This is a genomic window from Pantoea sp. NSTU24 (assembly GCF_050157905.1).
Taxonomy (GTDB): Bacteria; Pseudomonadota; Gammaproteobacteria; order Enterobacterales; family Enterobacteriaceae; genus Pantoea.
The window spans coordinates 2,891,543-2,917,185 of the sequence record NZ_JBKIWZ010000001.1; the positions used below are offsets into that span (position 1 = coordinate 2,891,543).

General features: G+C 57.4%; 27 protein-coding genes and 2 pseudogenes. 8 read left to right on the plus strand and 21 right to left on the minus strand.

What is annotated here, in order from left to right; all coding sequences use genetic code 11:
• Positions 1 to 9 precede the first annotated feature (9 nt).
• Positions 10 to 987, minus strand: coding sequence for a taurine ABC transporter substrate-binding protein (gene tauA, locus ACLHDD_RS13870; RefSeq protein ID WP_427104543.1), 978 nt, complete (start codon positions 985 to 987; stop codon positions 10 to 12).
• 235 nt (positions 988 to 1,222) lie between these two features.
• Between tauA and ACLHDD_RS13875 the strand changes: the two genes are divergently transcribed.
• Positions 1,223 to 2,203 (plus strand): LacI family DNA-binding transcriptional regulator, encoded by a 981-nt coding sequence (locus ACLHDD_RS13875; RefSeq protein WP_427104544.1) that lies wholly within the window; start codon positions 1,223 to 1,225, stop codon positions 2,201 to 2,203.
• Position 2,204: 1 nt separating this feature from the next.
• Here the strand turns inward: ACLHDD_RS13875 and ACLHDD_RS13880 are convergent.
• Positions 2,205 to 2,806 (minus strand): annotated as a pseudogene (locus ACLHDD_RS13880) (LysE family translocator).
• A 58-nt stretch (positions 2,807 to 2,864) separates the two neighbouring features.
• Between ACLHDD_RS13880 and ACLHDD_RS13885 the strand changes: the two are divergent.
• The 3 genes from ACLHDD_RS13885 to ACLHDD_RS13895 all read left to right on the plus strand — a co-directional run bounded on the left by ACLHDD_RS13885 (position 2,865) and on the right by ACLHDD_RS13895 (position 5,035).
• Positions 2,865 to 3,881: a hydrolase gene (locus tag ACLHDD_RS13885; protein WP_427104545.1), complete on the plus strand. Its 1,017-nt coding sequence runs from the start codon at positions 2,865 to 2,867 to the stop codon at positions 3,879 to 3,881.
• 4 nt (positions 3,882 to 3,885) lie between these two features.
• Positions 3,886 to 4,104, plus strand: a complete 219-nt coding sequence (locus tag ACLHDD_RS13890; protein WP_111139709.1) for a YheU family protein — start codon at positions 3,886 to 3,888, stop codon at positions 4,102 to 4,104.
• Positions 4,105 to 4,165: 61 nt separating this feature from the next.
• The gene (locus ACLHDD_RS13895) at positions 4,166 to 5,035 is read left to right on the plus strand and encodes a phosphoribulokinase (RefSeq protein ID WP_427104546.1); all 870 of its coding nucleotides are present in this window, start codon (positions 4,166 to 4,168) and stop codon (positions 5,033 to 5,035) included.
• A 339-nt stretch (positions 5,036 to 5,374) separates the two neighbouring features.
• Here ACLHDD_RS13895 and ACLHDD_RS13900 read toward each other — a convergent pair whose 3' ends face one another.
• Positions 5,375 to 5,779, minus strand: coding sequence for an OsmC family protein (locus ACLHDD_RS13900; protein ID WP_427104547.1), 405 nt, complete (start codon positions 5,777 to 5,779; stop codon positions 5,375 to 5,377).
• Between the two features lie 304 nt (positions 5,780 to 6,083).
• On the opposite strand from ACLHDD_RS13900, the gene crp reads away from it, so the two are divergent.
• Together crp and ACLHDD_RS13910 are read left to right on the plus strand one after the other, a co-directional pair.
• Positions 6,084 to 6,716 carry a cAMP-activated global transcriptional regulator CRP gene (gene crp, locus ACLHDD_RS13905; protein ID WP_003852956.1) on the plus strand — a complete coding sequence of 211 codons (633 nt, stop codon included), beginning with the start codon at positions 6,084 to 6,086 and terminating at the stop codon, positions 6,714 to 6,716.
• A 57-nt stretch (positions 6,717 to 6,773) separates the two neighbouring features.
• Positions 6,774 to 8,849: a YccS/YhfK family putative transporter gene (locus ACLHDD_RS13910; protein ID WP_427104548.1), complete on the plus strand. Its 2,076-nt coding sequence runs from the start codon at positions 6,774 to 6,776 to the stop codon at positions 8,847 to 8,849.
• 1 nt (position 8,850) lies between these two features.
• Here ACLHDD_RS13910 and argD read toward each other — a convergent pair whose 3' ends face one another.
• The 5 genes from argD to ppiA all read right to left on the minus strand — a co-directional run bounded on the left by argD (position 8,851) and on the right by ppiA (position 12,197).
• On the minus strand, positions 8,851 to 10,071 hold the full coding sequence (argD, locus tag ACLHDD_RS13915; RefSeq protein WP_427104549.1) for a bifunctional acetylornithine/succinyldiaminopimelate transaminase: 1,221 nt from the start codon (positions 10,069 to 10,071) through the stop codon (positions 8,851 to 8,853).
• 81 nt (positions 10,072 to 10,152) lie between these two features.
• Entirely contained in the window at positions 10,153 to 10,728 is a 576-nt protein-coding gene (locus ACLHDD_RS13920) for an aminodeoxychorismate/anthranilate synthase component II (protein ID WP_427104550.1), read from the minus strand.
• Positions 10,729 to 10,769: 41 nt separating this feature from the next.
• Positions 10,770 to 11,363 (minus strand): putative adenosine monophosphate-protein transferase Fic, encoded by a 594-nt coding sequence (locus ACLHDD_RS13925; protein WP_427104551.1) that lies wholly within the window; start codon positions 11,361 to 11,363, stop codon positions 10,770 to 10,772.
• Positions 11,353 to 11,523: a YhfG family protein gene (locus tag ACLHDD_RS13930; protein WP_427104552.1), complete on the minus strand. Its 171-nt coding sequence runs from the start codon at positions 11,521 to 11,523 to the stop codon at positions 11,353 to 11,355. Before ACLHDD_RS13930 ends, ACLHDD_RS13925 begins: the two co-directional genes overlap by 11 nt.
• Positions 11,524 to 11,624: 101 nt before the next feature.
• Positions 11,625 to 12,197 carry a peptidylprolyl isomerase A gene (gene ppiA, locus ACLHDD_RS13935; RefSeq protein ID WP_313655094.1) on the minus strand — a complete coding sequence of 191 codons (573 nt, stop codon included), beginning with the start codon at positions 12,195 to 12,197 and terminating at the stop codon, positions 11,625 to 11,627.
• 261 nt (positions 12,198 to 12,458) lie between these two features.
• Between ppiA and tsgA the strand changes: the two genes are divergently transcribed.
• On the plus strand, positions 12,459 to 13,637 hold the full coding sequence (gene tsgA, locus ACLHDD_RS13940) for an MFS transporter TsgA (protein WP_427104553.1): 1,179 nt from the start codon (positions 12,459 to 12,461) through the stop codon (positions 13,635 to 13,637).
• A 35-nt stretch (positions 13,638 to 13,672) separates the two neighbouring features.
• Here tsgA and ACLHDD_RS13945 read toward each other — a convergent pair whose 3' ends face one another.
• Positions 13,673 to 14,950, minus strand: coding sequence for a cytosine deaminase (locus ACLHDD_RS13945; protein ID WP_427104554.1), 1,278 nt, complete (start codon positions 14,948 to 14,950; stop codon positions 13,673 to 13,675).
• A 224-nt stretch (positions 14,951 to 15,174) separates the two neighbouring features.
• Between ACLHDD_RS13945 and ACLHDD_RS13950 the strand changes: the two are divergent.
• Positions 15,175 to 15,609, plus strand: a pseudogene (locus ACLHDD_RS13950) (SAM-dependent methyltransferase); the annotation flags it as partial.
• A gap of 58 nt (positions 15,610 to 15,667) precedes the next feature.
• Here ACLHDD_RS13950 and trpS read toward each other — a convergent pair.
• From trpS to pilM, 12 genes are all read right to left on the minus strand, one after another.
• Entirely contained in the window at positions 15,668 to 16,669 is a 1,002-nt protein-coding gene (gene trpS / locus ACLHDD_RS13955; protein WP_427104555.1) for a tryptophan--tRNA ligase, read from the minus strand.
• 16 nt (positions 16,670 to 16,685) lie between these two features.
• Positions 16,686 to 17,363, minus strand: a complete 678-nt coding sequence (locus ACLHDD_RS13960; RefSeq protein ID WP_427104556.1) for a phosphoglycolate phosphatase — start codon at positions 17,361 to 17,363, stop codon at positions 16,686 to 16,688.
• Positions 17,347 to 18,030, minus strand: a complete 684-nt coding sequence (rpe, locus tag ACLHDD_RS13965; protein WP_003852981.1) for a ribulose-phosphate 3-epimerase — start codon at positions 18,028 to 18,030, stop codon at positions 17,347 to 17,349. The genes ACLHDD_RS13960 and rpe overlap by 17 nt, the downstream gene beginning before the upstream one ends.
• A 67-nt stretch (positions 18,031 to 18,097) precedes the next feature.
• Positions 18,098 to 18,913, minus strand: a complete 816-nt coding sequence (gene dam, locus ACLHDD_RS13970) for an adenine-specific DNA-methyltransferase (protein ID WP_427104557.1) — start codon at positions 18,911 to 18,913, stop codon at positions 18,098 to 18,100.
• A gap of 93 nt (positions 18,914 to 19,006) precedes the next feature.
• Positions 19,007 to 20,050, minus strand: coding sequence for an SPOR domain-containing protein (locus ACLHDD_RS13975; protein WP_427104558.1), 1,044 nt, complete (start codon positions 20,048 to 20,050; stop codon positions 19,007 to 19,009).
• Positions 20,051 to 20,122: 72 nt separating this feature from the next.
• Positions 20,123 to 21,211, minus strand: coding sequence for a 3-dehydroquinate synthase (gene aroB / locus ACLHDD_RS13980; protein ID WP_427104559.1), 1,089 nt, complete (start codon positions 21,209 to 21,211; stop codon positions 20,123 to 20,125).
• A gap of 38 nt (positions 21,212 to 21,249) precedes the next feature.
• A complete protein-coding gene (aroK, locus tag ACLHDD_RS13985) occupies positions 21,250 to 21,771 on the minus strand; it encodes a shikimate kinase AroK (protein WP_003852989.1) in 522 nt (173 codons plus the stop codon).
• A 362-nt stretch (positions 21,772 to 22,133) separates the two neighbouring features.
• A complete protein-coding gene (gene hofQ / locus ACLHDD_RS13990; RefSeq protein WP_427104560.1) occupies positions 22,134 to 23,405 on the minus strand; it encodes a DNA uptake porin HofQ in 1,272 nt (423 codons plus the stop codon).
• Positions 23,341 to 23,727 (minus strand): HofP DNA utilization family protein, encoded by a 387-nt coding sequence (locus ACLHDD_RS13995; RefSeq protein ID WP_427104561.1) that lies wholly within the window; start codon positions 23,725 to 23,727, stop codon positions 23,341 to 23,343. The genes hofQ and ACLHDD_RS13995 overlap by 65 nt, the downstream gene beginning before the upstream one ends.
• Positions 23,717 to 24,205 (minus strand): hypothetical protein, encoded by a 489-nt coding sequence (locus tag ACLHDD_RS14000; RefSeq protein ID WP_427104562.1) that lies wholly within the window; start codon positions 24,203 to 24,205, stop codon positions 23,717 to 23,719. The genes ACLHDD_RS13995 and ACLHDD_RS14000 overlap by 11 nt, the downstream gene beginning before the upstream one ends.
• A complete protein-coding gene (locus ACLHDD_RS14005) occupies positions 24,198 to 24,743 on the minus strand; it encodes a PilN domain-containing protein (RefSeq protein ID WP_427104563.1) in 546 nt (181 codons plus the stop codon). Before ACLHDD_RS14005 ends, ACLHDD_RS14000 begins: the two co-directional genes overlap by 8 nt.
• Positions 24,740 to 25,546 carry a type IV pilus biogenesis protein PilM gene (gene pilM, locus ACLHDD_RS14010; protein ID WP_427104564.1) on the minus strand — a complete coding sequence of 269 codons (807 nt, stop codon included), beginning with the start codon at positions 25,544 to 25,546 and terminating at the stop codon, positions 24,740 to 24,742. The genes ACLHDD_RS14005 and pilM overlap by 4 nt, the downstream gene beginning before the upstream one ends.
• Between the last annotated feature and the right edge of the window lie 97 nt (positions 25,547 to 25,643).

Here is a 25,643-nt window from a genome sequence, read left to right on the forward strand (position 1 = left end):
GGTGCCTCCTTAAGGTTTCACGAGTGGCGCGACGAAGCGCGAAGTCACGTAGCTGCTGTAGTCGTTGTCCGCCTGCGGCACTCTGCCCTGTGCTTTCAGGAACTGCGCGGTATCGACGATCGCTTTATTGACCGGTCTGCCCAGCTGCTCAACCTGTTGCTGTGCCGTGAGGTAGGTATTGCCTTTGACCAGTCCCGGCACCTGCGCTTCCGGCACGCCGCTCAGGCGCGAGAGCTTACTGAGGTTCTCAGGCTGCTTCAGCCAGTTATCAGGGCTGTTAAGGTAGGCCTGCTGCGCCTCGATCGCGCTGCGGGCGAAGGCAGTGACGATCTCCGGATGCTGCTCCGCAAAATCTTTACGCACCACCCAGACATCCAGCGTCGGCGATCCCCAGCGTCCCACTTCCGCCGAGTCGGTTAACACCCGGCCCTCCTTTTCCAGCTCGTTCACCGCCGGCGCCCAGACATAGGCGCCATCGATATCGCCCCGCTGCCAGGCCGCGATAATGGCGGGCGGCTGCAGATTCACCAGCTGGACCTGCGACGGCTTAATGCCCCAGTGCTTCAGGGCCGCCAGCAGGCTGTAATGGGTGGTGGAAATAAACGGCACGGCGATGCGCTTGCCGATGAGATCCTGGGGGTTTGTGATGCTCTTCTTCACCACCAGCGCTTCAGAGTTACCCAGCTGAGAGGCGAGTAAAAAGGCTTCGATCGGCAGCTTCTGCGCCGCCGCGACCGCCAGCGGGCTGGAGCCGATATTACCAATCTGCACGTCGCCGGAGGCCAGCGCGCGAAGTACGCCTGCGCCGCTGTCGAACTTGCGCCAGTCAACGCTGGCCCCGCTCGCTTTGGCAAAACTGTTGTCGGCCTGCGCCACCTTTGCCGGTTCAGCAGAGGTCTGCCAGGCGACGGTGACATTAACGGCGTCTGCCCTGAAAGCCAGCAGCGCCAGTGCCGCCGCTAAAAATGTTAAACGTGTTGCTGCCATGATCGCGTCCCCACTCTTTTATCGTGGGGGCAGTGTCTACGGGCGCTATAATTTCATAAAGGAATTAAAAATTATCCCCTATAGAAATAAGTTCTTAGATCACTATCTGCAAAACTAAGTCGGAAATCGCAATTGCTGAAAAAGGCTAAAGTAAGCAAAAATGTCAGGCGCTCACATTGCCCCTGTGTTATTGATATGCATTCCCAATCACTGCCTGTTAAGGTCTCTGTATCTGATGTCGATCGAGAAAGTCGCTCAACTGGCTGGCGTTTCTAAAGCCACGGTATCGCGGGTTCTCAACGCGCATCCCGGCGTAAAGCCTCACACGCGTGAGAAAGTTCTGGCGGCAATCTCTGCCTGCGACTATCAGCCCAACCTGCTGGCGCGTCAGTTGCGCACAGCGCAGAGCCACATGCTGCTGGTGCTGATCTCGGATATCACCAACCCCTTCTGTTCACGCGTGGTTCAGGGCATCGAGGCTGAAGCCGAACTGCATGGCTACCATATCCTGCTCTGCAACTCTGCTTCGCAACTCCAGCGCGAAGCCGCCTATCTGAGCCTGCTGACCGGCAAAGTGGTGGATGGTGTGATCACGATGGATGCGGCGTCCGGCTTACAGGATCTGCAGGCGCTGATTGCGGGTGCACCCTGGGTGCAGTGCTGTGAATTCGATCCTGCGATCCCCGCCTCCTCCGTCAGCATCGACCACCTTGAAGCGGCACGCGACACCGTCCACTACCTTGCGGGCAAAGGGCGTCAGCGCATCGGTCTGGTGAATGGTGATATGCGTTACCTTTACTCGCATCATCGCGAAAAAGGCTACCGGCAGGCGATAGACGAGCTGGGTCATGCGTGGTCTGCTGTCGCCTATACCTATGAGATTACGCCCGAAGCGGGCAGTCAGGCGCTGCGTGAACTGATGGCGCTGCCGCAACCACCCGATGCGGTGTTTGCCGTCTCCGATGTGCTGGCGGTCGGCGTGGTGCACGCCGCGCTGGAGGCGGGTCTGCGCGTACCGGAGGATCTGGCGGTGGTGGGATTTGATGGCGTACCCTTTACCCGCAGCCTTAACCCGCCGCTGACCACCATTGAGCAGCCGATGAACGAACTGGGAGCGCGCAGCGTGCAGTTGCTGCTGCAGAAGATCCGTCAGCCTAACGCGCCGGTGATCCATGAGGTATTGCCCTGGACGCGCGTTGAACGCGCATCCAGCTGACTCAGTGCCAGATTAACAGTACGCAGGCGGCGGTCAGCAGCCCCATCGACAGGTTAAAGATTTTCCAGGCGCGACGGCTGCGCAGGATGCGGCCAATCATCGCACCAAATCCCATCCAGATAACGCCTGATATCAGGTTGACCATAAACATGCCGAGGCTGATCGCCATGACAGAGTGACGATAGGCGTCACCCGCCAGGCTGAAGCTGGCGACCGCCCCCAGCGCCATCAGCCAGGCCTTGGGGTTGATCAGCTGCAGCAGCCCCCCTGCCAGAACGGCATGGGCGCATCCGGCGCCGCATCAGTCTCCAGCTTCTCATAGCTGGACGTCGCTATCTTCCATGACAGCCAGAGCAGATAAAGGCTGCCGGCAATTTTCAGCATCAGATGCAGCGAAGGATAGAGCAGGATCAGCCCCCCTATGCCAAAGGCCACCATCAGCAGCATCACCTGCATCCCGATCATGATGCCGATCATCAGTGGAAAGGTGCGCATAAAGCCAAAATTAGCACCCGAGGCGGTGAGTAACATATTATTGGGTCCGGGCGTGATCGCCGCGACCCAGAGAAAACCCAGCATTGATAAGAAAAGACTCAGTTCCATGACAATCGGGTACTCCCTGCCCCGGTAAGAAAAAACCTCTCGAAGCTAACAGTGTGATATGGAACAGACAAGCTTTTACCACATGAAATTTTCCGGACCGGAAAACGAGCAGTTCATGCCGCCTGCGGTGCTGCGTAACGCGCACCTGCAGACGATGCTGCCGCGTCTGTTACGCCGACGCAGCACGCTGGAACCCCACTGGCAGCGTCTCGATCTGCCTGATGGCGATTTTGTTGATCTCGCCTGGAGTGAAGATCCGCAGTCTGCGCAGCATAAGCCACGCGTGGTGCTGTTTCACGGGCTGGAGGGGAGTTTTCACAGCCCCTATATTCACGGCCTGATGACCATCTGCCGCGCGCGTGGCTGGCTGGCGGTGGTGATGCATTTTCGCGGCTGCAGCGGCGAACCAAACCGGCTGAACCGCATCTATCACTCCGGTGAAACCGATGACGCCCGCTTTTTCCTGCGCTGGCTGCACACCCGCTGGGGCCGCGTTCCCACCGCCGCCGTGGGGTTTTCGCTGGGCGGTAACATGCTGGGCTGCCTGCTGGGTCAGGAGGGCGCCACTGCAGAGGTCGACGCAGGCGTGATTGTTTCTGCGCCACTGATGCTGGAACCCTGCAGCGTAAAACTGGAGCATGGTTTTTCGCGCTTCTATCAATACTATCTGCTGGCACAGCTCAAGAAGAACGCGCGCCGTAAACTGCATGCCTGGCCGGATACACTGCCGGTCAATCTGACGGAGCTGAAAGCGCTGCGGCGTCTGCGCGATTTCGATGATGCCATTACGGCGCGGGCCCACGGGTTCAGGGATGCGGCAGATTACTATCATCGGGCCAGCGCCATGCCCTGGTTAAAGCAGGTAGAAAAACCGCTGCTGATCCTGCACGCCCGCGACGATCCGTTTATGAGTGATGAGGTGATCCCGCAGAGCAGTCAATTATCTGCCACTATTACGTATCAACTGACATCACACGGTGGCCACGTGGGTTTTGTCGGCGGCACATTACGCCAGCCTGAAATGTGGCTGGAACAGCGTATCCCTCAGTGGATCGCCCCTTTTCTGGAAAACTGATCCCGTGATTATTCCCTGGCAACAGGTCTCGCCTGAGACCCTTGAAAACCTGATTGAAACCTTTGTCCTGCGCGAAGGCACAGACTACGGCGAGCAGGAGCGCAGCCTGCTGGACAAAGTGGCGGATGTGCGACGCCAGCTGGAAAGCGGTGAGGTGGTGCTGGTGTGGTCGGAACTGCATGAATCGGTCAATATTATGCCGCGCAACGCCTTCCGGGGCTGATGCGCCCACAGCCATTTCATGCTAACAATGCCTGTTACCCGATCTCACAGGGAGCTTCTCTATGTCTGCACGTCATCCTGTTATCGCAGTGACTGGTTCCAGCGGTGCAGGAACCACCACCACCAGCCTCGCATTTCGCAAAATCTTTCAGCAGCTTAATCTTCATGCGGCGGAGCTGGAAGGCGACAGTTTTCACCGCTTCACCCGCCCTGAAATGGATATGGCGATCCGTAAGGCGCGCGATTTAGGACGTCACATCAGCTACTTTGGCCCTGAAGCCAACGACTTTGGCCTGCTGGAGCGAAGCTTTAAAGAGTATGGCTATAGCGGACAGGGACAGTCGCGCAAATATCTGCACACCTACGATGAGGCGGTGCCGTGGAATCAGGTGCCCGGCACCTTCACACCATGGCAGCCGCTGCCGCAGAACACCGACATCCTTTTCTATGAGGGTCTGCACGGCGGCGTGGTGACGGCGCAGCACAACGTGGCAAAGCAGGTCGATCTGCTGGTGGGCGTGGTCCCGATTGTTAACCTTGAGTGGATCCAGAAGCTGGTACGCGATACCAGCGAGCGTGGTCACTCCCGTGAAGCGGTGATGGATTCCGTCGTCCGGTCGATGGAAGATTACATCAACTTCATCACGCCACAGTTCTCACGAACCCATATCAACTTTCAGCGCGTCCCGACCGTGGACACCTCAAACCCGTTTGCCGCTCGCGCCATCCCGTCACTGGATGAGAGTTTTGTGGTGATTCATTTTCAGGCGCTGGAAGATATCGACTTCCCCTATCTGCTGGCGATGCTGCAGGGCTCTTTTATCTCGCACATCAATACGCTGGTCGTGCCCGGCGGCAAAATGGGCCTGGCGATGGAGCTGATTATGGGCCCGCTGGTGAAGCGGCTGATGGAAGGTAAACGGATAGAGTGAGGGAATGAATGCGCAGGTTTCAGGAATGTCGCTACAGACAAAACCTGGGCACACAGGATCGGACAGTGCATTAGCTCAACACACAGGGAACCGGGGCAGAAGAGGAAAGCGTCCCGCGCCCAGGACCAAAACGCCGGGCGCGTTTTTGAACACCGCAATGCGTTGGCCCGGCTACGGGCGCACATCAGGGATGAGATGCGCAATCGCGCGGCCAGCAATGGGCTCAGGCGACGTTCCGATCTGACCCCATTTCCTGCGCAGGCACAATCTCAACGCGGATTCCCTGCCCGGGTCAGGTCTTATAACGGACGGCCACTCACGTTAAAAAACCTGCGGCTATTATAACTCAATGACTTCGTAGCTGTGCGTCATTGTCACGCCTTTACCCAGCATGATGGCGACCGAGCAATATTTTTCCGCCGAAAGATCCACCGCGCGTGAGACCGCTTTATCCTGGAGCGATTTGCCACTAACGATAAAATGCAGGTTGATGTGCGTAAAGATTCGCGGTGCCTCTTCACGACGTTCTGAGGTCAATTTTACTTCGCAATCAGCCACATCGTTGCGGCCTTTTTGCAGAATTGAGACTACGTCGATCGCGCTGCACCCACCCGCCGCCATCAGCACCATCTCCATTGGACTGGGCGCTTTATCCCCCGAATTGCCATCCATCAGGATCTGATGGCCGGATGAGGATTCTCCAAGGAATGTCAGTCCTTCTACCCATTTCACTCTTGCCTGCATGATTTTTACTCCGGAATACGCTGTTTTGTCGCCAGAGTACGCTTTCCCCTGGTAAACAGCAATCCGGAGAAATCCGCCTGTAGCTGAAGCGAGACAACAGAAGACAGTCGGCTAAAGCTGTGCTACAAACAGTGCTGAAAATAGTTTTCGTCACCCGATGACGAAGCCGGGAAGAATGATGCGCACTGCGCCTGATGCGGCCCGAATAATTTCCTGAAAGGGAAAACGCTTGAAGCTTTCACCGCCTGACAGGGAAAACTGCCCCCTGTATTTTGGGCACGATTACAACAGAGGATAATAGCGAATGGTTCTCGGCAAACCGCAAACAGACCCTACACTCGAATGGTTCCTGTCCCATTGCCATATTCACAAGTATCCATCCAAAAGTACGCTGATTCATCAAGGTGAAAAAGCAGAAACGCTTTACTACATCGTGAAAGGTTCCGTCGCGGTTCTGATTAAAGATGAAGAAGGCAAAGAGATGATTCTTTCCTACCTGAATCAGGGTGATTTTATTGGTGAGCTTGGCCTGTTCGAAGAAGGCCAGGAGCGCAGCGCCTGGGTACGTGCGAAAAGTGCGTGTGAAGTGGCAGAGATTTCCTACAAGAAATTCCGTCAGCTGATTCAGGTTAACCCTGACATCCTGATGCGACTCTCGTCGCAGATGGCGCGTCGCCTGCAGGTCACGTCCGAAAAAGTGGGTAATCTCGCTTTCCTCGACGTCACCGGACGCATTGCACAGACCCTGCTCAACCTGGCGAAACAGCCAGATGCCATGACGCATCCCGACGGCATGCAAATTAAAATTACGCGTCAGGAAATTGGCCAGATTGTTGGTTGTTCACGTGAAACCGTGGGCCGTATTCTGAAGATGCTGGAAGATCAGAATCTGATCTCTGCACACGGCAAAACCATCGTCGTTTACGGCACCCGCTAATTCCTGTCACCCACGGCGTGATGGCAACATCACGCCGTTATTGTTTGTGCTGAGCCGATGTGGCGTCGAATAATTTACCATCCTGAAGTGAACTACGCCTTGCGGCAGACGCTGGTGCTCTGCCTGCCGGTCGCGCTGGGCTGGCTGACTGGCGACCTGCAAAAAGGCCTGCTCTTCTCGCTGGTGCCTGCCTGCTGCAACATCGCTGGTCTGGATACACCGCATAAACGCTTCTTCAAACGCCTGATCGTGGGTGGCAGCCTGTTTGCCCTCGGTAGCTTCCTGATCCAGTGGCTCACTCTGCAGACGGTGCCGCTGCCGCTGATCCTGTTGATCATGCCCCTGCTGCTCGGCGTAACCGGCGAGATCAGCCCGCTGCATGGTCGTCTGCTGCCCGGCACCCTTATCGCCGCTATCTTTACCCTGAGCCTGGTCGGTCGCATGCCGATCTATGTTCCGCCGCTGCTCTATATTGGCGGTACGCTCTGGTACGGGCTGTTTAACTGGTTCTGGTTCTGGCTGTGGAAAGAGCAGCCGATGCGCGAGAGCCTGAGTCTGATCTACCGCGAGCTGGCTAACTACTGCGACGCCAAATATACCCTGCTGACGCAGCTGACCGACCCGGAAAAGGCCCTGCCGCCGTTGCTGGCTCGCCAGCAGAAGGTGGTCGATCTGATCAACACCTGTTATCAGCAGATGCACATGCTGTCGGCCAGCCGCGACCACAGCCACAAGCGGCTGACGCGCGCCTTTCAGGTGGCGCTGGATCTGCAGGAGCATATCTCGGTCAGCCTGCATCGGCCGGAAGAGGTGCAGAAGCTGGTCGAGCAGAGCCATGCCGAAGCGGTGATCCGCTGGAATGCCAAAACCATCTCGGCCCGGCTGTGGGTGCTGGCGGATAATATTCTTTACCACCGCCTGCCCGAACGTTTTGCAATGGACAAACAGCTCGGCGCGCTGGAGAAAATCGCGCATCAGCATCCCAACAATCCGGTGGGGCATTTCTGCCTGTATCACTTCAACCGGATTGCCCGGGTCCTGCGAACGCAGAAACCGCTTTATCAGCGCGACCTGATGGCCGATCGCCAGCGCCGCCTGCCGCTGCTGCCCGCCCTGCGCAGCTACCTCTCGCTGCGCTCCTCGTCACTGCGCACCGCCGCTCGCTTTGCAGTCATGCTGATGCTGGGCAGCGCGCTGGCGCTGTTCTTCAACATTCCCAAGCCCTACTGGATCCTGATGACCATTATGTTCGTCAGCCAGAACGGCTACAGTGCCACCCGTGTCCGCATCCAGCACCGGGCGCTGGGCACCTTTGCCGGGCTGGTGATTGCGGCCGCCACGCTGCGTCTGGCGGTGCCGGAGTCGCTGGTGCTGCTGATCATGCTGGCGATCACCTTTATCAGCTACCGCTTTACCCGCCAGTTTTATGGCTGGTCGATGATCGGCTTCACGGTGACCGCCGTGTACTCGCTGCAGCTGCTGTCGCTGAACGGCGCACAGTTTCTGCTGCCGCGACTGATGGATACGCTGATGGGCTGCCTGATCGCTTTTGGCGGAATGCTCTGGCTCTGGCCGCAGTGGCAGAGCGGCTTGCTGCGACAGAACGCGCATGATGCGCTGGAAACCTATCAGGATGCACTCCGGCTGTTGCTGGGCAATGAGCAATCACCGGACAAGCTGGCTTACCAGCGTGTGCAGGTGAATCAGGCACACAATGCGCTGTTCAATTCCCTTAATCAGGCAATGCAGGAGCCGGCGTTCAACGCTCAGTATCTGAAAGATATGCGGCTGTGGGTGACGCACAGCCAGTTTATTGTCGAGCATATTAATGCGATGACGATTCTGGCGCGCGAACACACCATGCTCACCGCCTCACTGGCCGAACGCTATCTGCAATCCTGTGAAATCGCGCTGCAGCGGTGCCAGCAGCGGCTGGAATATGATGGGGCAAGTTCACAGGTCAACCTGCTGGATGAGCTGGAAAATATCAGTGAGGGGCCGGTCACGGTCGTGGAGCAGCATGTGCGCCGCATTCTCGATCATCTGAGCGTGATGCACACTATCTCATCACTGGCGTGGAGCCAGCGACCACAACATGGCCGCTGGCTGATCCGGCATTTACGGAAGCGCTGATTTAGCCGTTAAGCACGTTGCCGACCGCCGTGGCGAAGCGACGCATGCCCTCTTCGATATCAGCCGTTTCAATGATCAGCGACGGCGCGAAACGCATCACGTCGGTACCGGCAACCAGTACCATCACCCCTTCTGCCGCGGCGGCATTCAGAATGTCGCGCGATTTACCGGCATGCTGAGGCTTCAGCGCCGCGCCAATCAGCAGGCCCTTGCCGCGAATATCGCTGAACAGATCATACTTCGCGTCAATCGCCTGCAGCGCCGTCACAAAGTGCTGACGACGCTCTTCCACGCCCGCCAGCACCGTCGGGGTGTTGATGATATCCAGCGCGGTTTCAGCGATGGCGCAGGCCAGGGGATTCCCGCCATAGGTGGTGCCATGCACGCCCGGTGCCATTGTTGAGGCGATCTCATTGGTGGTCAGCATGGCGCTGACCGGGAACCCGCCACCCAGCGCTTTGGCAGAGGTCAGGATGTCGGGCTGAATGCCATAGTGTTCATAGGCAAACAACCTGCCGCTGCGTCCCATGCCGCTCTGCACCTCATCCAGCACCAGCAGCGCCTGATGCTGGTCGCAAAGCTCACGCAATCCCTGCATAAAGGCTTGTGTGGCAGGCATCACGCCGCCTTCACCCTGAATGGGTTCAACCACAATAGCGCAGGTATGATCGTCGATGACGGCTTTTACCGCGTCCAGGTCGTTGAACGGCACGTGAACGATATCCGCCGGTTTAGGCCCGAATCCGTCAGAATATTTTGGCTGTCCTCCGACCGTGACGGTAAAGAGCGTCCGGCCATGAAAAGCATTGTGGAAGGCGATGATCTTGCTTTTGAACGGGCTGTGACGCTTGCAGGCGTAGTAGCGCGCCAGCTTAAATGCCGCTTCGTTGGCTTCTGCGCCGGAGTTCGCGAAGAAAACGCGCTCGGCAAAGGTGGCGTGAATAAGCTTACTGGCAAGCCGCAGCGCCGGTTCGTTGGTGAAGACGTTGCTGGTGTGCCAGAGCGTCTCACCCTGACGCTTCAGCGTCTCCACCAGCGCAGGATGGCAGTGTCCAAGTGCGGTGACGGCGATGCCACCCGAGAAATCGATATACTCTTTGCCCTGCTGATCCCAGACACGGCTGCCCTGGCCTTTTACCGGCACAAACTGCGCAGGTGCATAAACAGGCAAAATAACGTTATCGAACGTCTCCCGCGTAACCGCAATGTTTTCCGCTGCCATTGATGACCCCATTTGAATGATGTTTGTGCAACCATGAAATAATAATCACGAAATATGCATAAAAAATCACTCAAAGGCAACTTATTGCGCCAGGAAATTGCGCAGCAGCTGGTGGCCCTGCTCGCTGAGAATGCTCTCGGGATGGAACTGCACGCCTTCCAGCGCGAGGGTTTTGTGGCGGAATCCCATAATTTCATCAGGCTCGCCATCACGCATCGTCCAGGCCGTTATCTCAAAATCGTCCGGCAGGGAATTGCGCTGCACAATCAGTGAATGGTAACGGGTTACGGTAAGGGGATTATTCAGATTGCGAAACACACCCTGACCGGTGTGCTGAATGGCGGACGTTTTGCCGTGCATCACCTGACGAGCCCGAACCACCTGCGCGCCATACGCCTGCGCGATCGCCTGGTGCCCCAGGCAGACACCCAGCACCGGCAGCTGGCCAGCAAAGTGCCGGATCGCCGCCAGTGAAATCCCCGACTCCGAGGGCGTGCAGGGGCCTGGCGAAATCACCAGATGAGTCAGCGGTAAGGCCGCCATCTGCGCCAGCGTGATGGCATCATTGCGCACCACCCGGACCTCTGCACCCAGTTCGCAGAAATATTGATAAAGATTCCAGGTAAAGGAGTCGTAGTTGTCGATAAGCAGCAGCATGAACCATCCAGAGTGATAACCCGCGCCGCTATTCTACGCGGTTACGCCGCCTCACTCACCACTTTCGCAAACACCTGCTCCAGCAGCTCCAGGTCTCCGGCGACGCCAGCCTGATTCGCCGCTTTCCAGCTTTCCGCATCCGTTTCTTCCCACGACAGCAGATAACCGGCATGCAGCGCCAGCTGTTCAAAGAAGATGCGCTGTGCGCGACCATTTCCGTGACGGAAAGGGTGCAGCATATTGATTTCACAGTAGTAGTGCGCGATGCGGCGGATAAATTCCTCGCGCGGCAGCTCCGCCAGCCCCTTCTCCTCTTCCAGTGCGGCCATCAGCGCATTGCCCTCTTTTTCGATATATTCGAAATGGCAAAACGGTGTCTCATCACGCCAGATGTCGATGGTGCGCAGCTCACCTGCCCAGCTGTAGATATCCTGAAACAGCGTGCGGTGGATCAGACGCAGATAGGGCAGTCCTGGATTGCGCGGGCCCAGTTCCAGCGTAGCGGCACGCGCCGCGCTGAAGCTCAGCTCTGCTTTGCGCAGCTGTGCAGCATCGTGAATATCGGCCAGGTTTTTCAGCACATTGTCCTGCTGCCACAGGTAAGGATCCTGACTGACGGCGCTGTTAGAGTCCATATTGCCTCCTCAGGGACGCCAGCCGTGCTGCTGCATCATCGCTGTTGATACTGGTTTCGTTCGGGGCAAAGCCCTCCAGACGACAACTGGCCTGATAGCTGGCGCTACGCCGCTGTTGCCACAGAGTGACTTTCTGTTTTTCGGTGAGTCTGTTCGCCATACCGCCTCCTGCTCAGGTTTTTTGCCCTAAGTATAAGAGCAAATTCTGGCTTTGCCGGGGGCGGCAGGGACGTCACCCTCCGAAGAGGGCGACCAGAGGGCTTAAGGCAGGACTTTGGCGGAGAGAATAACGACCGGTTTGGACGGAACATTCTGGTAAGGTCCGACATCTTTGGTCGGCACCTGCGAAATTTTTTCTGCCACATCCTGGCCTTTTACGATTTTACCAAATACGGCATAGCCAAAGTCGCGCTGTCCGTGGTCAAGGAACGCATTGTCCGCCACGTTAAGGAAGAACTGACTGGTTGCGCTGTCTTTGTCAGCGGTACGCGCCATTGAGATGGTGCCACGCAGGTTACGCAGGCCATTATCCGCTTCATTTTTGATCGGCGCGTTAGTCTGCTTCTGCTGCATGTCGGTGGTGAATCCGCCACCCTGCACCATAAAGCCCGGGATCACGCGATGAAAAATGGTGTTGTTATAAAAACCACTGTTCACGTAATCAACGAAGTTTTTTACGGAAACCGGCGCTTTCTGGTTATTCAGTTCAAGTTCGATATTGCCAGCAGAGGTGGTAAGCAGAACGTGAGTATCGCCTTTTGCGGCCAGCGCCTGGGCAGAAACGGAAGAGAGGGCTAACAGGGTAAAGGCCGCTGCTAAAGTACGTTTAAACATGAAAGATTCCTTACCTGGGAGAGCGGGCACAAAAACGTGATTGATTGTAGAGAGACTCTATTCTATGAGCCAGCGTTTTACCTATATTTACGCTGTGGCGGTAAAAACCGCGAGCAAACGATAAACCTGGGCAACAGCGTGATTAAAATCACACAACACATGAAATATGGATCTCTTATTTCACTGCTTGTTTATTAAGATCACAGTTCCGTTTACACTTTCTGACACTTTTTGGCACCCGGTTCTCAACAGGTTCAGAACATGACAAACCGTAATCGTATTGGCCTCACCTGGATAAGCTTTTTCTCCTACGCCCTGACCGGCGCGCTGGTGATCGTTACCGGTATGGTAATGGGCGATATCGCTAAAGATTTCCAGATCCCCATCTCCAGCATGAGTAACACCTTCACTTTCCTTAATAGCGGCATCCTGGCGGCCGTTTTCCTCAACGCCTGGCTGATGGTCATCGTGCCACTAAAGCGTCAGCTGATTTTTGGCTTCGTGCTGATGGTGCTGGCGATAATCGGATTGATGACCAGTCGCGATCTGACGGTCTTTTCACTCTGCATGTTCGTGCTGGGCGTGGTTAGCGGCATTACCATGTCGATCGGCACCTTCCTGATCACCCATCTGTATGAAGGCCGTCAGCGCGGTTCACGCCTGCTGTTTACCGACTCCTTCTTCAGCATGGCCGGTACGCTGTTTCCGGTGCTGGCAGGCATTCTGCTGGCGCGCCAGCTGCCCTGGTACTGGGTCTATGTCTGCATTGGCGTTATCTACGTCGCGATCTTCATCATGACGCTGTTCGTGGAGTTTCCGGTGCTGCGTAAGCCCGAGAACAGCCCGACGGTTGAGAAAGAAAAATGGGGTACAGGCGTACTGCTGCTGGCAGTAGCAGCACTCTGCTACATTCTGGGCCAGCTCGGTTTCATCTCCTGGGTGCCGGAATATGCCACCAAAGTCATGGGCATGAATATCGATAACGCCGGACAGCTGGTCGGCAGCTTCTGGACCGCCTATATGGTCGGGATGTGGGCCTTCAGCTTCCTGCTGCGTTTCTTCGATCTGCAACGTATTCTGATGGTGCTGGCAGGCCTGGCTACCCTGCTGATGTACTGGTTCGTCAGCAGCAGCGATGCCGGCATGCTGAAATGGATCATCATGATTCTGGGCTTCAGCTCCAGCGCAATCTACACCACCATCATTACCCTGGGCTCGCTGCAGACCAAAGTGGCCTCGCCGAAACTGGTGAACTTCATTCTGACCTGTGGCACCGTCGGCACCATGCTGACCTTTGTGGTAACGGCGCCTATCGTAGAGAAGAGTGGTGTGCATGCCGCCCTGGCGACGGCGAATGCGCTCTATGCCGTGGTGTTTGTGATGTGTGCCCTCCTCGGCTTTGTCACCCGTCACCGTTCTCACGGTCACGTCACGCATTAATCGTTCAGGGCGGCGTTCTGGCGCCGCCCTGCCCGTTACCGCCGGAAATCCACGCGCTCCCGCTCCCGCCAGTAAATCTCACTTTCTGCCGGCTTTGTCTCTGCCACGACTGTGCCCTGACGCAGCGAATAGCGCACCGGAACCTGCCTTCTTACCGCATCGAAACCACTCTCCGCAGGCAGAATCACCAGGCTGGCATCGTGGCCCACCTCAATGCCGTAATCGGGTAATTGCAGCGTTCTGGCGCTGTGATGCGTAATCAGATCCAGGCCCGCATTAATCTGCTCATAGCCCATCAGCTGACAGACATGCAGTCCCATGTGCAGCACCTGCAGCATGCTGGCGGTACCCAGCGGATACCAGGGATCAAACACATCGTCGTGACCGAAGCAGACGTTAATCTCCGCTTCCAGCATCTCTTTTACCCGGGTGATGCCGCGCCGCCTGGGATAGGTGTCAAAACGGCCCTGCAGATGGATATTAACCAGTGGGTTAGCGACGAAATTGATGCCTGACAGTTTCAGCAGCCGGAACAGCCGTGAGGTGTAGGCTCCGTTATAAGAGTGCATGGCGGTGGTATGGCTGGCCGTCACCCGTGCGCCGTTGCCATCGCGATGCGCCAGCGCCGCCACGGTTTCAACGAAGCGCGACTGCTCATCGTCGATCTCGTCGCAGTGCACGTCAATCAGCCGATCGTAGCGGTTCGCCAGCGCAAAGGTTTTATGCAGCGATTCGACGCCATACTCGCGGGTAAATTCGAAGTGCGGAATTGCGCCGACCACATCTGCACCCAGCCGCAAAGCCTCTTCCAGCAGCGCTTCGCCGTTGGGATAAGAGAGAATTCCCTCCTGAGGAAAGGCGACAATCTGGATGGTGATCCAGGGTGCCATCTCTGCCTTCAGCTCCAGCATCGCTTTCAGCGCCGTCAGCGATGGATCAGAGACGTCGACGTGGGTGCGAACAAACTGGATGCCATTGGCGATCTGCCATTTCAGCGTCTGCAGTGCCCGCTGTTTCACATCTTCGTGGCTGAGCAGGGCCTTGCGCTCGGCCCAGCGCTCAATTCCCTCAAACAGGGTACCGGACTGGTTCCAGGCCGGTTCGCCCGCTGTCTGGGTCGTGTCCAGATGGATATGGGGTTCAACGAAGGGCGCGCAGGCCAGGCCGCCCTCGCCATCCAGCGCCTGCTCTGTCGCCGGAAGCGGCTGCGACTGATGGGTAAGCCGGGCGATTTTGCCGTCAGCGATGTCGATTTGCCACACCCCTTCCCGTTTGGGCAAACGCACGTTATTGATCCTGCCGGGTGACTGCATGGCTGATTCCTTATCCGATTAACCTGAGTGGTTAAAGCTAGCACGATTCATACCAGGAACAGCAGTGCAGATCGCTGACGCGGCAGAAAAGCAGCAGAGCTTTTGTAATCTGGTGGATGCCCCGCAATAGGCCAGCGCCATTATGCCTTCCGTCATTGACCGCTCACCACTGATGGTCGCCGTCTCTTCCGGCGGATGCGCACCAGTGCTGGCGCGTCTGTTGCGGCGAAGAGCTGGAGGTGCTGGCTCAGCGGCAGATCCCGTTCAGCGTGGTGCCTGGCATCACCGCCGCCTCGGGCTGTGCCGCCTACAGCGGTATTCCCCTGACCCAGCGTGACCATGCGCAGAGCGTCAGGCTGGTGACCGGGCATCTGCAGAAAACGGGATCACTCGCCTGGCAGACTCTGGCGGCGGAACAGCAGACGCTGGTGTTTTACATGGGCCTGACCCAGGCCACAGAGATTCAGCAGCAGCTCATTACGCACGGCAGGCGCCGCGATATGGCGGTGGTGCTGGTGGAAAATGGCACCACCTCCCGTCAGCGCGTAGTCAGCGGGACGCTCAGCGAGCTGTAAACACTGGCGGGTCAGGTCGCCAGCCCCAGTCTGATGATTATCGGCAGCGTGGTTGCGCTGCATGACACGTTGCGCTGGTTCTGAGCCTGAAAAATAAAAACGGCGGGCACCGTGCCCGCCGTCCTGTCTGTCAACGTAGCCGTTACGGCATCGCGACAAAGCCTACCGCCTCATATACCTTTTTCAGCGTTTCCTGCGCCTGTGCGCGGGCTTTGGCCGCGCCGTCACGCATCACCTGCTCCAGCAACGCTTCATCGTTGCGGAAATGGTGATAACGCGCCTGCAGCTCAGAGAGCATGCCGGAGACGGCATCCGCCACTGCGCCTTTCAGATGGCCATACATCTTGCCTTCGAACTCCAGCTCCAGCTCAGCGATGGTTTTACCGGTCACGCCCGACAGAATATCCAGCAGGTTAGAGACGCCCGCTTTCTCTTTGATGTCGTAACGCACGACAGGCGGCTCTTCAGAGTCGGTCACGGCGCGTTTAATCTTCTTCACCACCGCTTTCGGATCTTCCAGCAGGCCGATAACGTTGTTGCGGTTATCGTCAGACTTGGACATTTTCTTCGTCGGTTCCAGCAGCGACATCACGCGCGCGCCGGACTTCGGAATAAACGGCTCCGGCACCTTGAAGATCTCGCCATACAGCGCATTGAAGCGATGCGCGATATCGCGGCTCAGCTCCAGATGCTGTTTCTGATCTTCACCGACCGGCACCTGATGAGTCTGATAGAGCAGAATGTCAGCCGCCATCAACACCGGGTAGTCGAACAGACCGGCGTTAATGTTCTCTTCGTAGCGCGCAGATTTATCCTTGAACTGGGTCATGCGGCTCAGCTCACCAAAATAGGCGTAGCAGTTCAGGATCCAGCTCAGCTGGGTGTGCTCTGGCACGTGTGACTGAACGAAGATCGTGCTTTTTTCCGGATCGATACCACAGGCCAGATAGAGCGCCAGCGTATCCAGCGTCGCTTTACGCAGTGCGGCAGGATCCTGACGCACAGTGATCGCATGCAGATCGACGATGCAGTAAATGCAGTGGAAATCATCCTGCATCTGCACCCACTGACGCAGTGCTCCCATGTAGTTGCCGATGGTCAGTTCGCCGGACGGCTGTGCGCCGCTGAAAACGATGGGTTTCATACTTAAGTCCTGATATTTACAGCCCCAGAGCGGGCAAGAGTTCGTCGAAAGAGTCGAGGGTTAAATCGGGCTGGCTGGTGGCAATCGGCTCACCATAGTTGTAGCCAAAGGTCATGCCGACATTAGGAACGCCTGCCGCCTGTGCGGCCTGGATGTCATTGCGGGAATCACCAATAAACAGCAACTCCTTCTGCAGCAGGCCAAAGGTGCCCAGCACCTTAAAGATCGCCGCCGGATGCGGCTTCTTAACCGGCACATCGTCGCCACCAATAATCAGCGCAAACGCATCGTCGATACCCAGTGACGCGAGCAGCGGTGCCACAAACGGCGTCGGCTTGTTGGTCACAATCGCCATCGGCAGCCCGGCGGCTTTTAACGCAGCCAGTGTTTCTTTCACCTGCGGGAACAGCGTACTGCCCGCCTCGACGGTGTCGGCATAGTGGCGATCAAATAATGCCCTGGCATCACGCTGCTCTTCCGGCTGCGGCTCACGGCCCAGCGCAAAAGTCAGCGCACGGGCCATCATGATATCGGCACCGTTGCCAATCCAGGTTGAAACACGCTCCAGACCCGCCTGCGGCAGACGAAGGTCGTTCAGGGTGCGGTCAATCGCGTCGGCCAGGCCTGGCGCGCTATCCACCAGCGTGCCATCCAGATCAAACGCCAGCGCACGGATATCAGTGAAACGAGCCATTGGCTTTCTCCAGTTCGTTGCGCATATCGTCGATAACTTTTTTGTAATCGGGGTGACCAAAGATGGCAGAACCGGCAACAAACATGTCAGCACCGGCAGCAGCGATCTCGCGGATGTTGTCGATTTTCACGCCACCATCCACCTCAAGGCGAATGTTATAGCCGCTCTGATCGATACGTCTGCGCGCTTCACGCAGCTTATCCAGCGTGCCGGGAATAAAGGACTGACCGCCAAAACCGGGGTTGACGGACATCAGCAGAATAATGTCCAGCTTGTCCATCACGTAATCAAGGTAGCTCAGAGGCGTCGCCGGGTTAAATACCAGACCCGCTTTGCAGCCGTGCTCCTTAATCAGTTGCAGAGTGCGATCGACATGTTCGCTGGCTTCGGGATGAAAAGTGATATAGGTGGCGCCCGCTTTGGCGAATTCGGGGATGAGCGCATCCACCGGTTTCACCATCAGATGCACATCGATGGGGGCGGTGATGCCATAGTCGCGCAGGGCTTTCAGCACCATCGGACCCATGGTCAGGTTAGGGACGTAATGGTTGTCCATCACGTCGAAGTGAACCACGTCACCTCCGGCCGCCAGCGCTTTGGCCGTATCTTCGCCCAGACGAGCAAAGTCTGCCGAAAGGATTGAAGGGGCCAGCAAATATTGTTTCATCCGATTCTCCCACTGTTGTGCGCCAGCCCTGCGGCTGGCGTAATGCGTTGGTCGCGGACGAAACAGACTAGCGATAAAGTGCCAGCAGTTCGTCGACCTTGGTGCGACCGGTTATGCTTCGGCTGATAGAACGCCGGGCTTTGACCACATGTAACACTGCATCCTGATACCACAGACGCGTTAATGCAGTGTCGTGGTTGGAAATCAGTACCGGAATACGGTGCTCTGACGAGGCCAGCTCTGCTGCTAACGCTGCCAGATTTTCCTGCTCATGCAGGCTGAAGCTGTTGGTGTGGTAGGCCGTAAAGTTAGCCGTTGCCGACAGCGGCGCATAGGGCGGGTCGCAATAGACGACCGATCCTTTACCGGCACGCTTCAGGGTAACATCGTATGATTCACAGACAAACGTAGCTTTCTGGGCACGCTCCGCAAACCATAACAGCTCTGCTTCCGGAAAGTAGGGTTTGCGATAGCGGCCAAACGGGACATTGAATTCACCACGCAGGTTATAGCGACACAGGCCGTTATAACAGTGGCGGTTCAGATAAAGGAACAGCAGCGCACGCTGATAGGCGTCCGTACTGGCATTAAATTCAGTGCGATGCTGGTAATAGCAGATTTCGTTGTTACTTTCTGGCGTGAACAGCTGCTGCGCATCACGGATGAAATCCGACGTACGCATTTTAACGATGTTGTAGAGATTAATCAGGTCACTGTTGATATCGGCAAGATGATAGCGGTCAAATTCGGTGTTCAGGAACACCGAACCTGCACCAACAAATGGCTCGACCAGACAGTCGCCCTGCGGCAGATGGCGATGGATCTCTTCTACTAAGGGAAATTTTCCCCCTGCCCATTTCAGGAAAGCGCGATTTTTTTTCATGCTGTCGTGGTTATTACATCTTATTGTGAGGCTGTGGCTGAACCGACAGCAGATCTGCGCTTAAAACGGGGCCAGCAAGTGGCCCCACATCCGCTATTGGCTGGCTTCTTTCTTCACCTGGCTGACGGGTTTCACCCACGGATTCTTCGCGCGCACATCCGCAGGCAGCGAAGCCACGGCCCGTTTAGCATCCGCTGGCGTTGCGTAGGATCCACTGACCAGCACGTACCACGGCTGACCGCTACGGGTGGTTTTGTAGACGTGGTAGCCACTCAGGTTCTGCTGCTTCGCCCAGGCATTCAGGCTTTCCGGCTTTGAAGCACCGCTCAGCTGCAGCGTGTAGCTGCCGCCTGGCAGAGATTTGCTGGCTGTACCGCTACCGGCGACAGAAGTCGCAGGCGCAGAAGCGGCAGGCGTGCGCGCTGGCGTCGTATGCGTCCTGCTGTCACGGCTAGCCGGCTTCGGCGCAGTGGCCGTTTTGTGCGATGACTCGTGCGCCGGACGGGCCGCTGTATTGGTTCGGTTAGACGTCTGGCGGCTCGGTGCGGTGACCGGATTGGCTGCCGTTCCGGATGTGCCCGCCGTACCGCTGACGGTCGCCGGCGCGGTTGGCAGAGAACTGCCACCCTGTGAACCCGTCGCGGCGGTATCGACCTGCTGTTGCTGATTCGTCAGCGCGCTGTTGAGATCGCCAGGCAGCGTCACGCGCTGCTGGTTGGCGGGCGCATCGACCGGTGCCGCCTGGGTCGGCGTGGCGGCAACAGGTGGCATTGAGATGTCGCGCGGTGTGTCAGATCCGCTATTTGCGCTGGTCGCCGGGCTGTTTTCAGCCGTAGCCTGGCTGGTCTGCGTACCAGACATGGATGAGGAGCCGGTCAGATCAATATTTTTCTCGCTGCCAGTGCCGCTCCCCGCCGCCGGGGTATTAGCCGCCTTAGTGGATGTCTTCTCATCCGGGCCATTCAGTGCCGATCCAATGCCCAGCACGAGTAACAACAGGACCAGGATCCCGACACCCATCATGATACGCTGGCGCGAAACCGGTGTTCTGGCTGCGGTAGACGATTTACGAGGGCGCGAGGGACGGCGGTCGCTGGCGTCAGGTTTTAACTCATCTTCCGGTTTAAACTCATCCATTTTGCCTCCTCCGTAAAGCGGCATTCCGCACTGCGCACCCTGCGCGCCGCGTCACCACTCAACTACTTAATCTCAGGGTTGCTGACAATCGTTAATTGCAGCCAGCACCATATCATGTGCCACGCCGCCACGCACTTCAGAGCGGCCAATCGACAGCGGGAGTATCAGCCGCAGTTCGCCCGCCAGAACTTTTTTATCGCGCATCATGTGCGGCAGATACATCTCCGCGCTCATCTCCTGCGGCCCGTGCACCGGTAAACCGGCGCGCTGTAACAGGGCGATAATACGTTCGGTCTCTTCAGGCCTGAACTGGCCCAGACGTTCTGCTGTGCGCGCCGCCATGACCATGCCTGCCGCAATCGCTTCGCCATGCAGCCAGTTACCGTAGCCCATGTGCGCTTCGATCGCATGACCAAAAGTATGGCCCAGATTGAGCAGCGCCCGCTGACCGTTCTCACGCTCATCGGCAGCCACAACGTCCGCTTTCAGTTCACAGCAGCGACGGATGCAGTAGGCCAGCGCCTGCTCATCCAGCGCCAGCAGCGCATCGAGATTCAGCTCCAGCCACTGGAAAAACGCGCCATCAAGGATGATGCCGTACTTGATGACTTCAGCCAGACCGGACGCCAGTTCACGTGCGGGCAGCGTCTGCAGACAGGCGGTATCAATCACCACCGACGCGGGCTGATAAAATGCGCCGATCATGTTTTTGCCCAGCGGATGGTTAACGGCCGTCTTGCCGCCAACCGACGAGTCAACCTGCGACAATAAAGAGGTCGGCACCTGAATAAAGCGGACGCCACGCTGATAACTTGCCGCAGCAAAACCGGTCAGATCGCCAATGACGCCGCCGCCTAAAGCGACAAGCGTCGTATCACGACCGTGCGGTTTTTCCAGCAACGCGGTAAAGACCTGATCCATAACGGCCAGCGTCTTATACTGCTCGCCGTCGGGTAAGATCACCTGGTCCACATTGACCCCTGCCGCTGTCAGCTGCGCTATCAACGGATCGAGGTAGAGCGGAGCCAGCGTCTGGTTTGTCACCACCATGGCGTTTTCGCCCGCCTTCAGCGGCCAAAAAGAAGCCGGATCGTTAAATAGTCCGGCGGCGATAGTGATGGGGTAACTGCGTTCCCCCAGTGAGACGGTGATCTTCTCCATGATGCCCGATACCTGTTAAAAAGCCTTCGAACGTTGGATCAACTTTTTTCCAACATGTGGATAATCTGATTCGCCACCACTTTTGCACTCTGATCATCAGTGCGGATGGTAACATCGGCGATCTCTTCATAGAGCGGATTACGTTCACCTGCCAGAGCTTCAAGCACTTCGCGCGGCGGCGAATCCACCTGCAGCAACGGACGTTTTTTATCACGCTGGGTACGCGCCAGTTGCTTCTCAATGGTGGTTTCAAGATATACCACGACACCGCGGGCGGAGAGACGATTACGCGTTTCCCGGGATTTGACGGAACCTCCGCCTGTCGCCAGGACGATGCCTTGCTTCTCGGTCAGTTCGTTAATGATTTTTTCTTCGCGATCGCGAAAGCCAGCTTCGCCTTCGACATCAAAAACCCAGCCCACATCCGCTCCGGTGCGTCGCTCAATTTCCTGATCGGAATCGAAGAACTCCATGTTGAGTTGCTGAGCCAACTGACGGCCAATAGTGCTTTTGCCGGCACCCATCGGCCCAACCAGAAAGATATTGCGTTTCTCTGCCATTTTGTCGGTATTACTAAGAATTCGTTAATGATACCCCGCGTTCAGCATTTGCTGGCGGGACAGGAACTGAGACCTCATGAGCGTTAGCAAGAGTCAGATGAAAAATTATCTCAACACTCAAGGCTGTTTGGCAACCGATTATATTGCCTTCAGCACATCCATTTCTGGATTGGCCTGTGTTCGCGAAACTGTAACGCGCCAGCGCTGCGTCTTTATAACGCGGCTTACAGAGGAGTTGACTAATCTGTTTGCCAGGTTTTACCCGGCATAGACGGTTACACCGTATTGAAAATCGCTAAACCTTGTAAGCTAATTCCTCTCCTGCGTCAACGCAGATGGCCTTAAGGAACACATTTTCCGTTTTATCCACCCGTAAGCGCTGATTCCCTGACCAATCGCGGCGTAATGAAGATGACCAGCTCTCTTTTTTTGCGCTGTTCCGTCTGCTGGCGAAACAGTCCGCCAATCAGCGGCACATTTCCCAGCAGCGGCACCTGATTCTGCCCACGCGTGCGCTGCTGCTGAAAGATACCGCCTAACGCCAGCGTTTGCCCGTCATTGACTGTGACCTGCGTCTCAATTTCCTGTTTATCAATGGATAATATGTCGCTGTCGCCCGTTCGGATGCTGCGACCCGGCATATTCTGACTGATGTGAATTTTCAGCTGAATGCGACCGTGACCGGTAATCGCGGGTGTAACCTCCATGCCCAGCACGGCTTCTTTAAACTCAATGCTGGTGGCCCCGCTATTTCCCGCCGACACTTCGTAAGGGATTTCGGTACCCTGCTTGATCGAGGCGGTCTGCTGATGCGAGGTAAAAAGGCGCGGACTGGCGATGATTTCGATCTGGTTCTCCTGCTCCAGCGCGCTGAGTTCCAGATCCAGAAGCCCACCGCCGATGCGCGACAGCGCCATTCCCACGCTGATGCCCGGTGAACTGACTGCCAGCGGAATCTCAAGCCGGGGATGATGCAGGAGGCGGGTCACTGCCGCCTCGCCCGCCTGCAATCCCCACTTCACCCCCAGCTCCTGCAGATGTTCTTCACTGATGGTCACGATATGCGCCGAAAGCTCAATCTGGTCCAGCGGTCTATCCAGCGCCCGTATCCAGCGTTCGGTCTCATTTAAGGCAGCCGCTGTATCGCGCAGCAGTAGTGCATTGGTGCGTTTGTCTATCGTCGCACTGCCACGCGGGGTCATTAATGTCTGCCGCTCATTCAGCAGGCTGGCATGGATCTCACTGGCGCTGGCATAGTGCAGCAGCACGCTACGCTGCTCCAGAGGGCGCTGCTGTAAGGCTGCCTGCTGCTCAGCCTGACGCGCCTGCTGCTGTGCCTGTTGCCAGCCTGCCGGATAGACCATCAGGACGTTGTCCTGTTTGATCAGCGTCAGCTTTGCCATCCGTGCGACCAGATCCAGCGCCTGATGCCAGGGCACATTATCCAGCCGCAGCGACAGCGTCCCTTCCACCTCCGGTGCAATCATCAGGTTGACCTGCTGATAATCAGCCAGCGCCTGCAGAATGCGCGCGACAGGCGCATGGTCAAACGTCAGGCTGAGCGGCTCCTCATCGGCGGCGTAAACCGGCAGCAGGCCGCTCAGGGCCATCAGCAGCAGGGCTATCCTTGTCATATAAACGTCCTTTTAAAGAGAATCGTATCTGCTGGGCCTCACAGCTCTCCGGTACCGCGAAGGTGATGCTGTGGCGACTGACAGCCACAGGCTGCCAGGGGTCCACAAGAAATGGCTTGCCGCTGAGGGCCCTCACGCTCTGTCCCTGCGGTGACAGCAGCCAGGCATAAAACTGCGCCTTGCGTCCGACAATCCCCTGCAACCGCCAGCCGGTCAGCGGCGCAACTGCCGTTTTGCAGAGCGACGCCGCGACAGGCCGGAACGGGTCCCGCGCCAGTACCCCACCACAGCAGAGCAATAAGAACAGCAGGCTACGGCGCATCGTCAGGCTCCAGCCAGAGCTGCGCGACGAGAAACTGCGGTTGTGAGCGCAGCTGAAAATGGTGCGGAACAGGCGCGTCACTGCTGGCGAAACCGGCAAACAGTGACTGAAATGCCGGCCATTGCAGATGCAGCGTGAGCGAGCGCGAAGTAACATCCGGCTCCCACGCTTCAAGCTGGTTATGATGCGCCGCCAGGATGGCGTCGAGGGCGCCGTCCGGATCGGGTCTGGTGCGCTGCATGGCCTGCAGTTGCGTCTGCAACTGCGCAATCGCGGGATGCTGCTGCCACTCTTTCTGGCGTTGCTGCAGGGTTTGGGTTAACTGCAACAGCGCCTGCTGTTCTGCGAATAGTGCCTGCTGCCGGGGCCGTAACCCAGCCAGCGCGAAGAGCAGCACCAGCCCGGCAGAGAAGAGCGCAAGCAGTGTGTAGCGTGGAATGGCAGCCATCTGCCACCATCGATTCCACCACTCAATCATCTTTTACCTCCCTTACTGCAAGCCGCAACGAGAACTGATAAAGGCCCTCAGACTGGCGCTTAACGCCGCCCTGCTTCACCTGTTCAAACAGGGCGACGGTCGTTAACTGCTGCCGGAATTGCCTGATCGCCGCCATATTCTGCGCCATACCTTCCAGCGTCAGACGCTGGTCGCGCTTCTCCAGCCAGGTCAGCCAGACGCTGTCAGGCAGTAAGGCGGGTAACTCCTGCCAGAACCGCTGCCAGGCAGCCAGCTGCACCCGCTGTCTGCGCTGCCTGGCCTGCTGCTGCTGCACGACCGCGAGCTGTGCCAGCAGCGCTTTCTGCTCTGCCCGTTGTGTTGCCAGATGATCCAGGGCTTGCTGCTGTACACTGACCACCTGCACGACATGCTGACGTGCCCGCTGAATACGCCAGATCTGCTGCATCCCCCACAGCAGCAGGCTGACCATCACCAGCAACAGCACCGCAAGGCTCTGTCGCTGCTGCTGCTGCAGACGTCGCTGCCGCCAGGGCAGCAGATTGACTGCCCTCCTCACCCGGTGCCCTCACGCAATGCCAGACCCGCTGCCAGTGCAAATATGCCGGGATTTTCCGGCAGAGGCGGCTGTTGATAGCGGAACAGATCAAAAGGCGAAAACAGGACAGCGTCAGCCGGCAGCACTGACCTTTCGCCTGCACACCAGACGACAGCGGGTGCGTCAGGAAAGGCCTCCTGCTGAAGTGCGCCGGGCGTGGTGAACTCTGCGGTATCGGCAGCCGTATGCGCATCACTCCAGAGCCAGCGGTCATCCTGGTGCAGAGCCAGCACTGTGCCTGGCTGCCATGCTGCCTGCCGGACCAGCCGCCTGAGCGCGTCGGTCGTGAGCTCAAAAATCTGCGGCGTTAATCCCGCCTGCAACAGAGGCGCCGTCCACTGATCGATGATCTCCAGCCGTGCCGCCGTTACGCAGAGCTGTTCGCCCTGTGCATCCGGGCAGTAATCCAGCGCCAGCGCAGCAGGCTCCAGCGGGAAGAGACGACGTGCGGCCGCCCGCACATAGTGTCCCAGTGCGGGCTCCTTTAGCGACTGAGCAGGCAACGGGAGCTGACGCTGCAGCACCAGCCGGGCGGGCAGTGCGACCCGCAATGAGTAACGTCGTGGCAACCGCTGACGCCAGGCGATTAAGGCCGCCACTAATTCAGGTGAAGATTGCAGCACGCCGTTTCTTAACGTATCTTGCGGCAGCCGCTGCTGCCACCAGTGGCGTAGCTGCCAGCCATCACGACGAGGCTGGAGGGCCAGGGCGCAAATCTGCCTATTCTGAATATCCAGCCCAATTTGCCAGGTATGAAAAGCCATCCGCGCGATCTCCTTATCGTCCGGGAAAATGGACATATCAAAGCGTCTGGCTTGCCTTTATACTACCGCGCGGTTGTTTATAAACTGCTCAAACGAC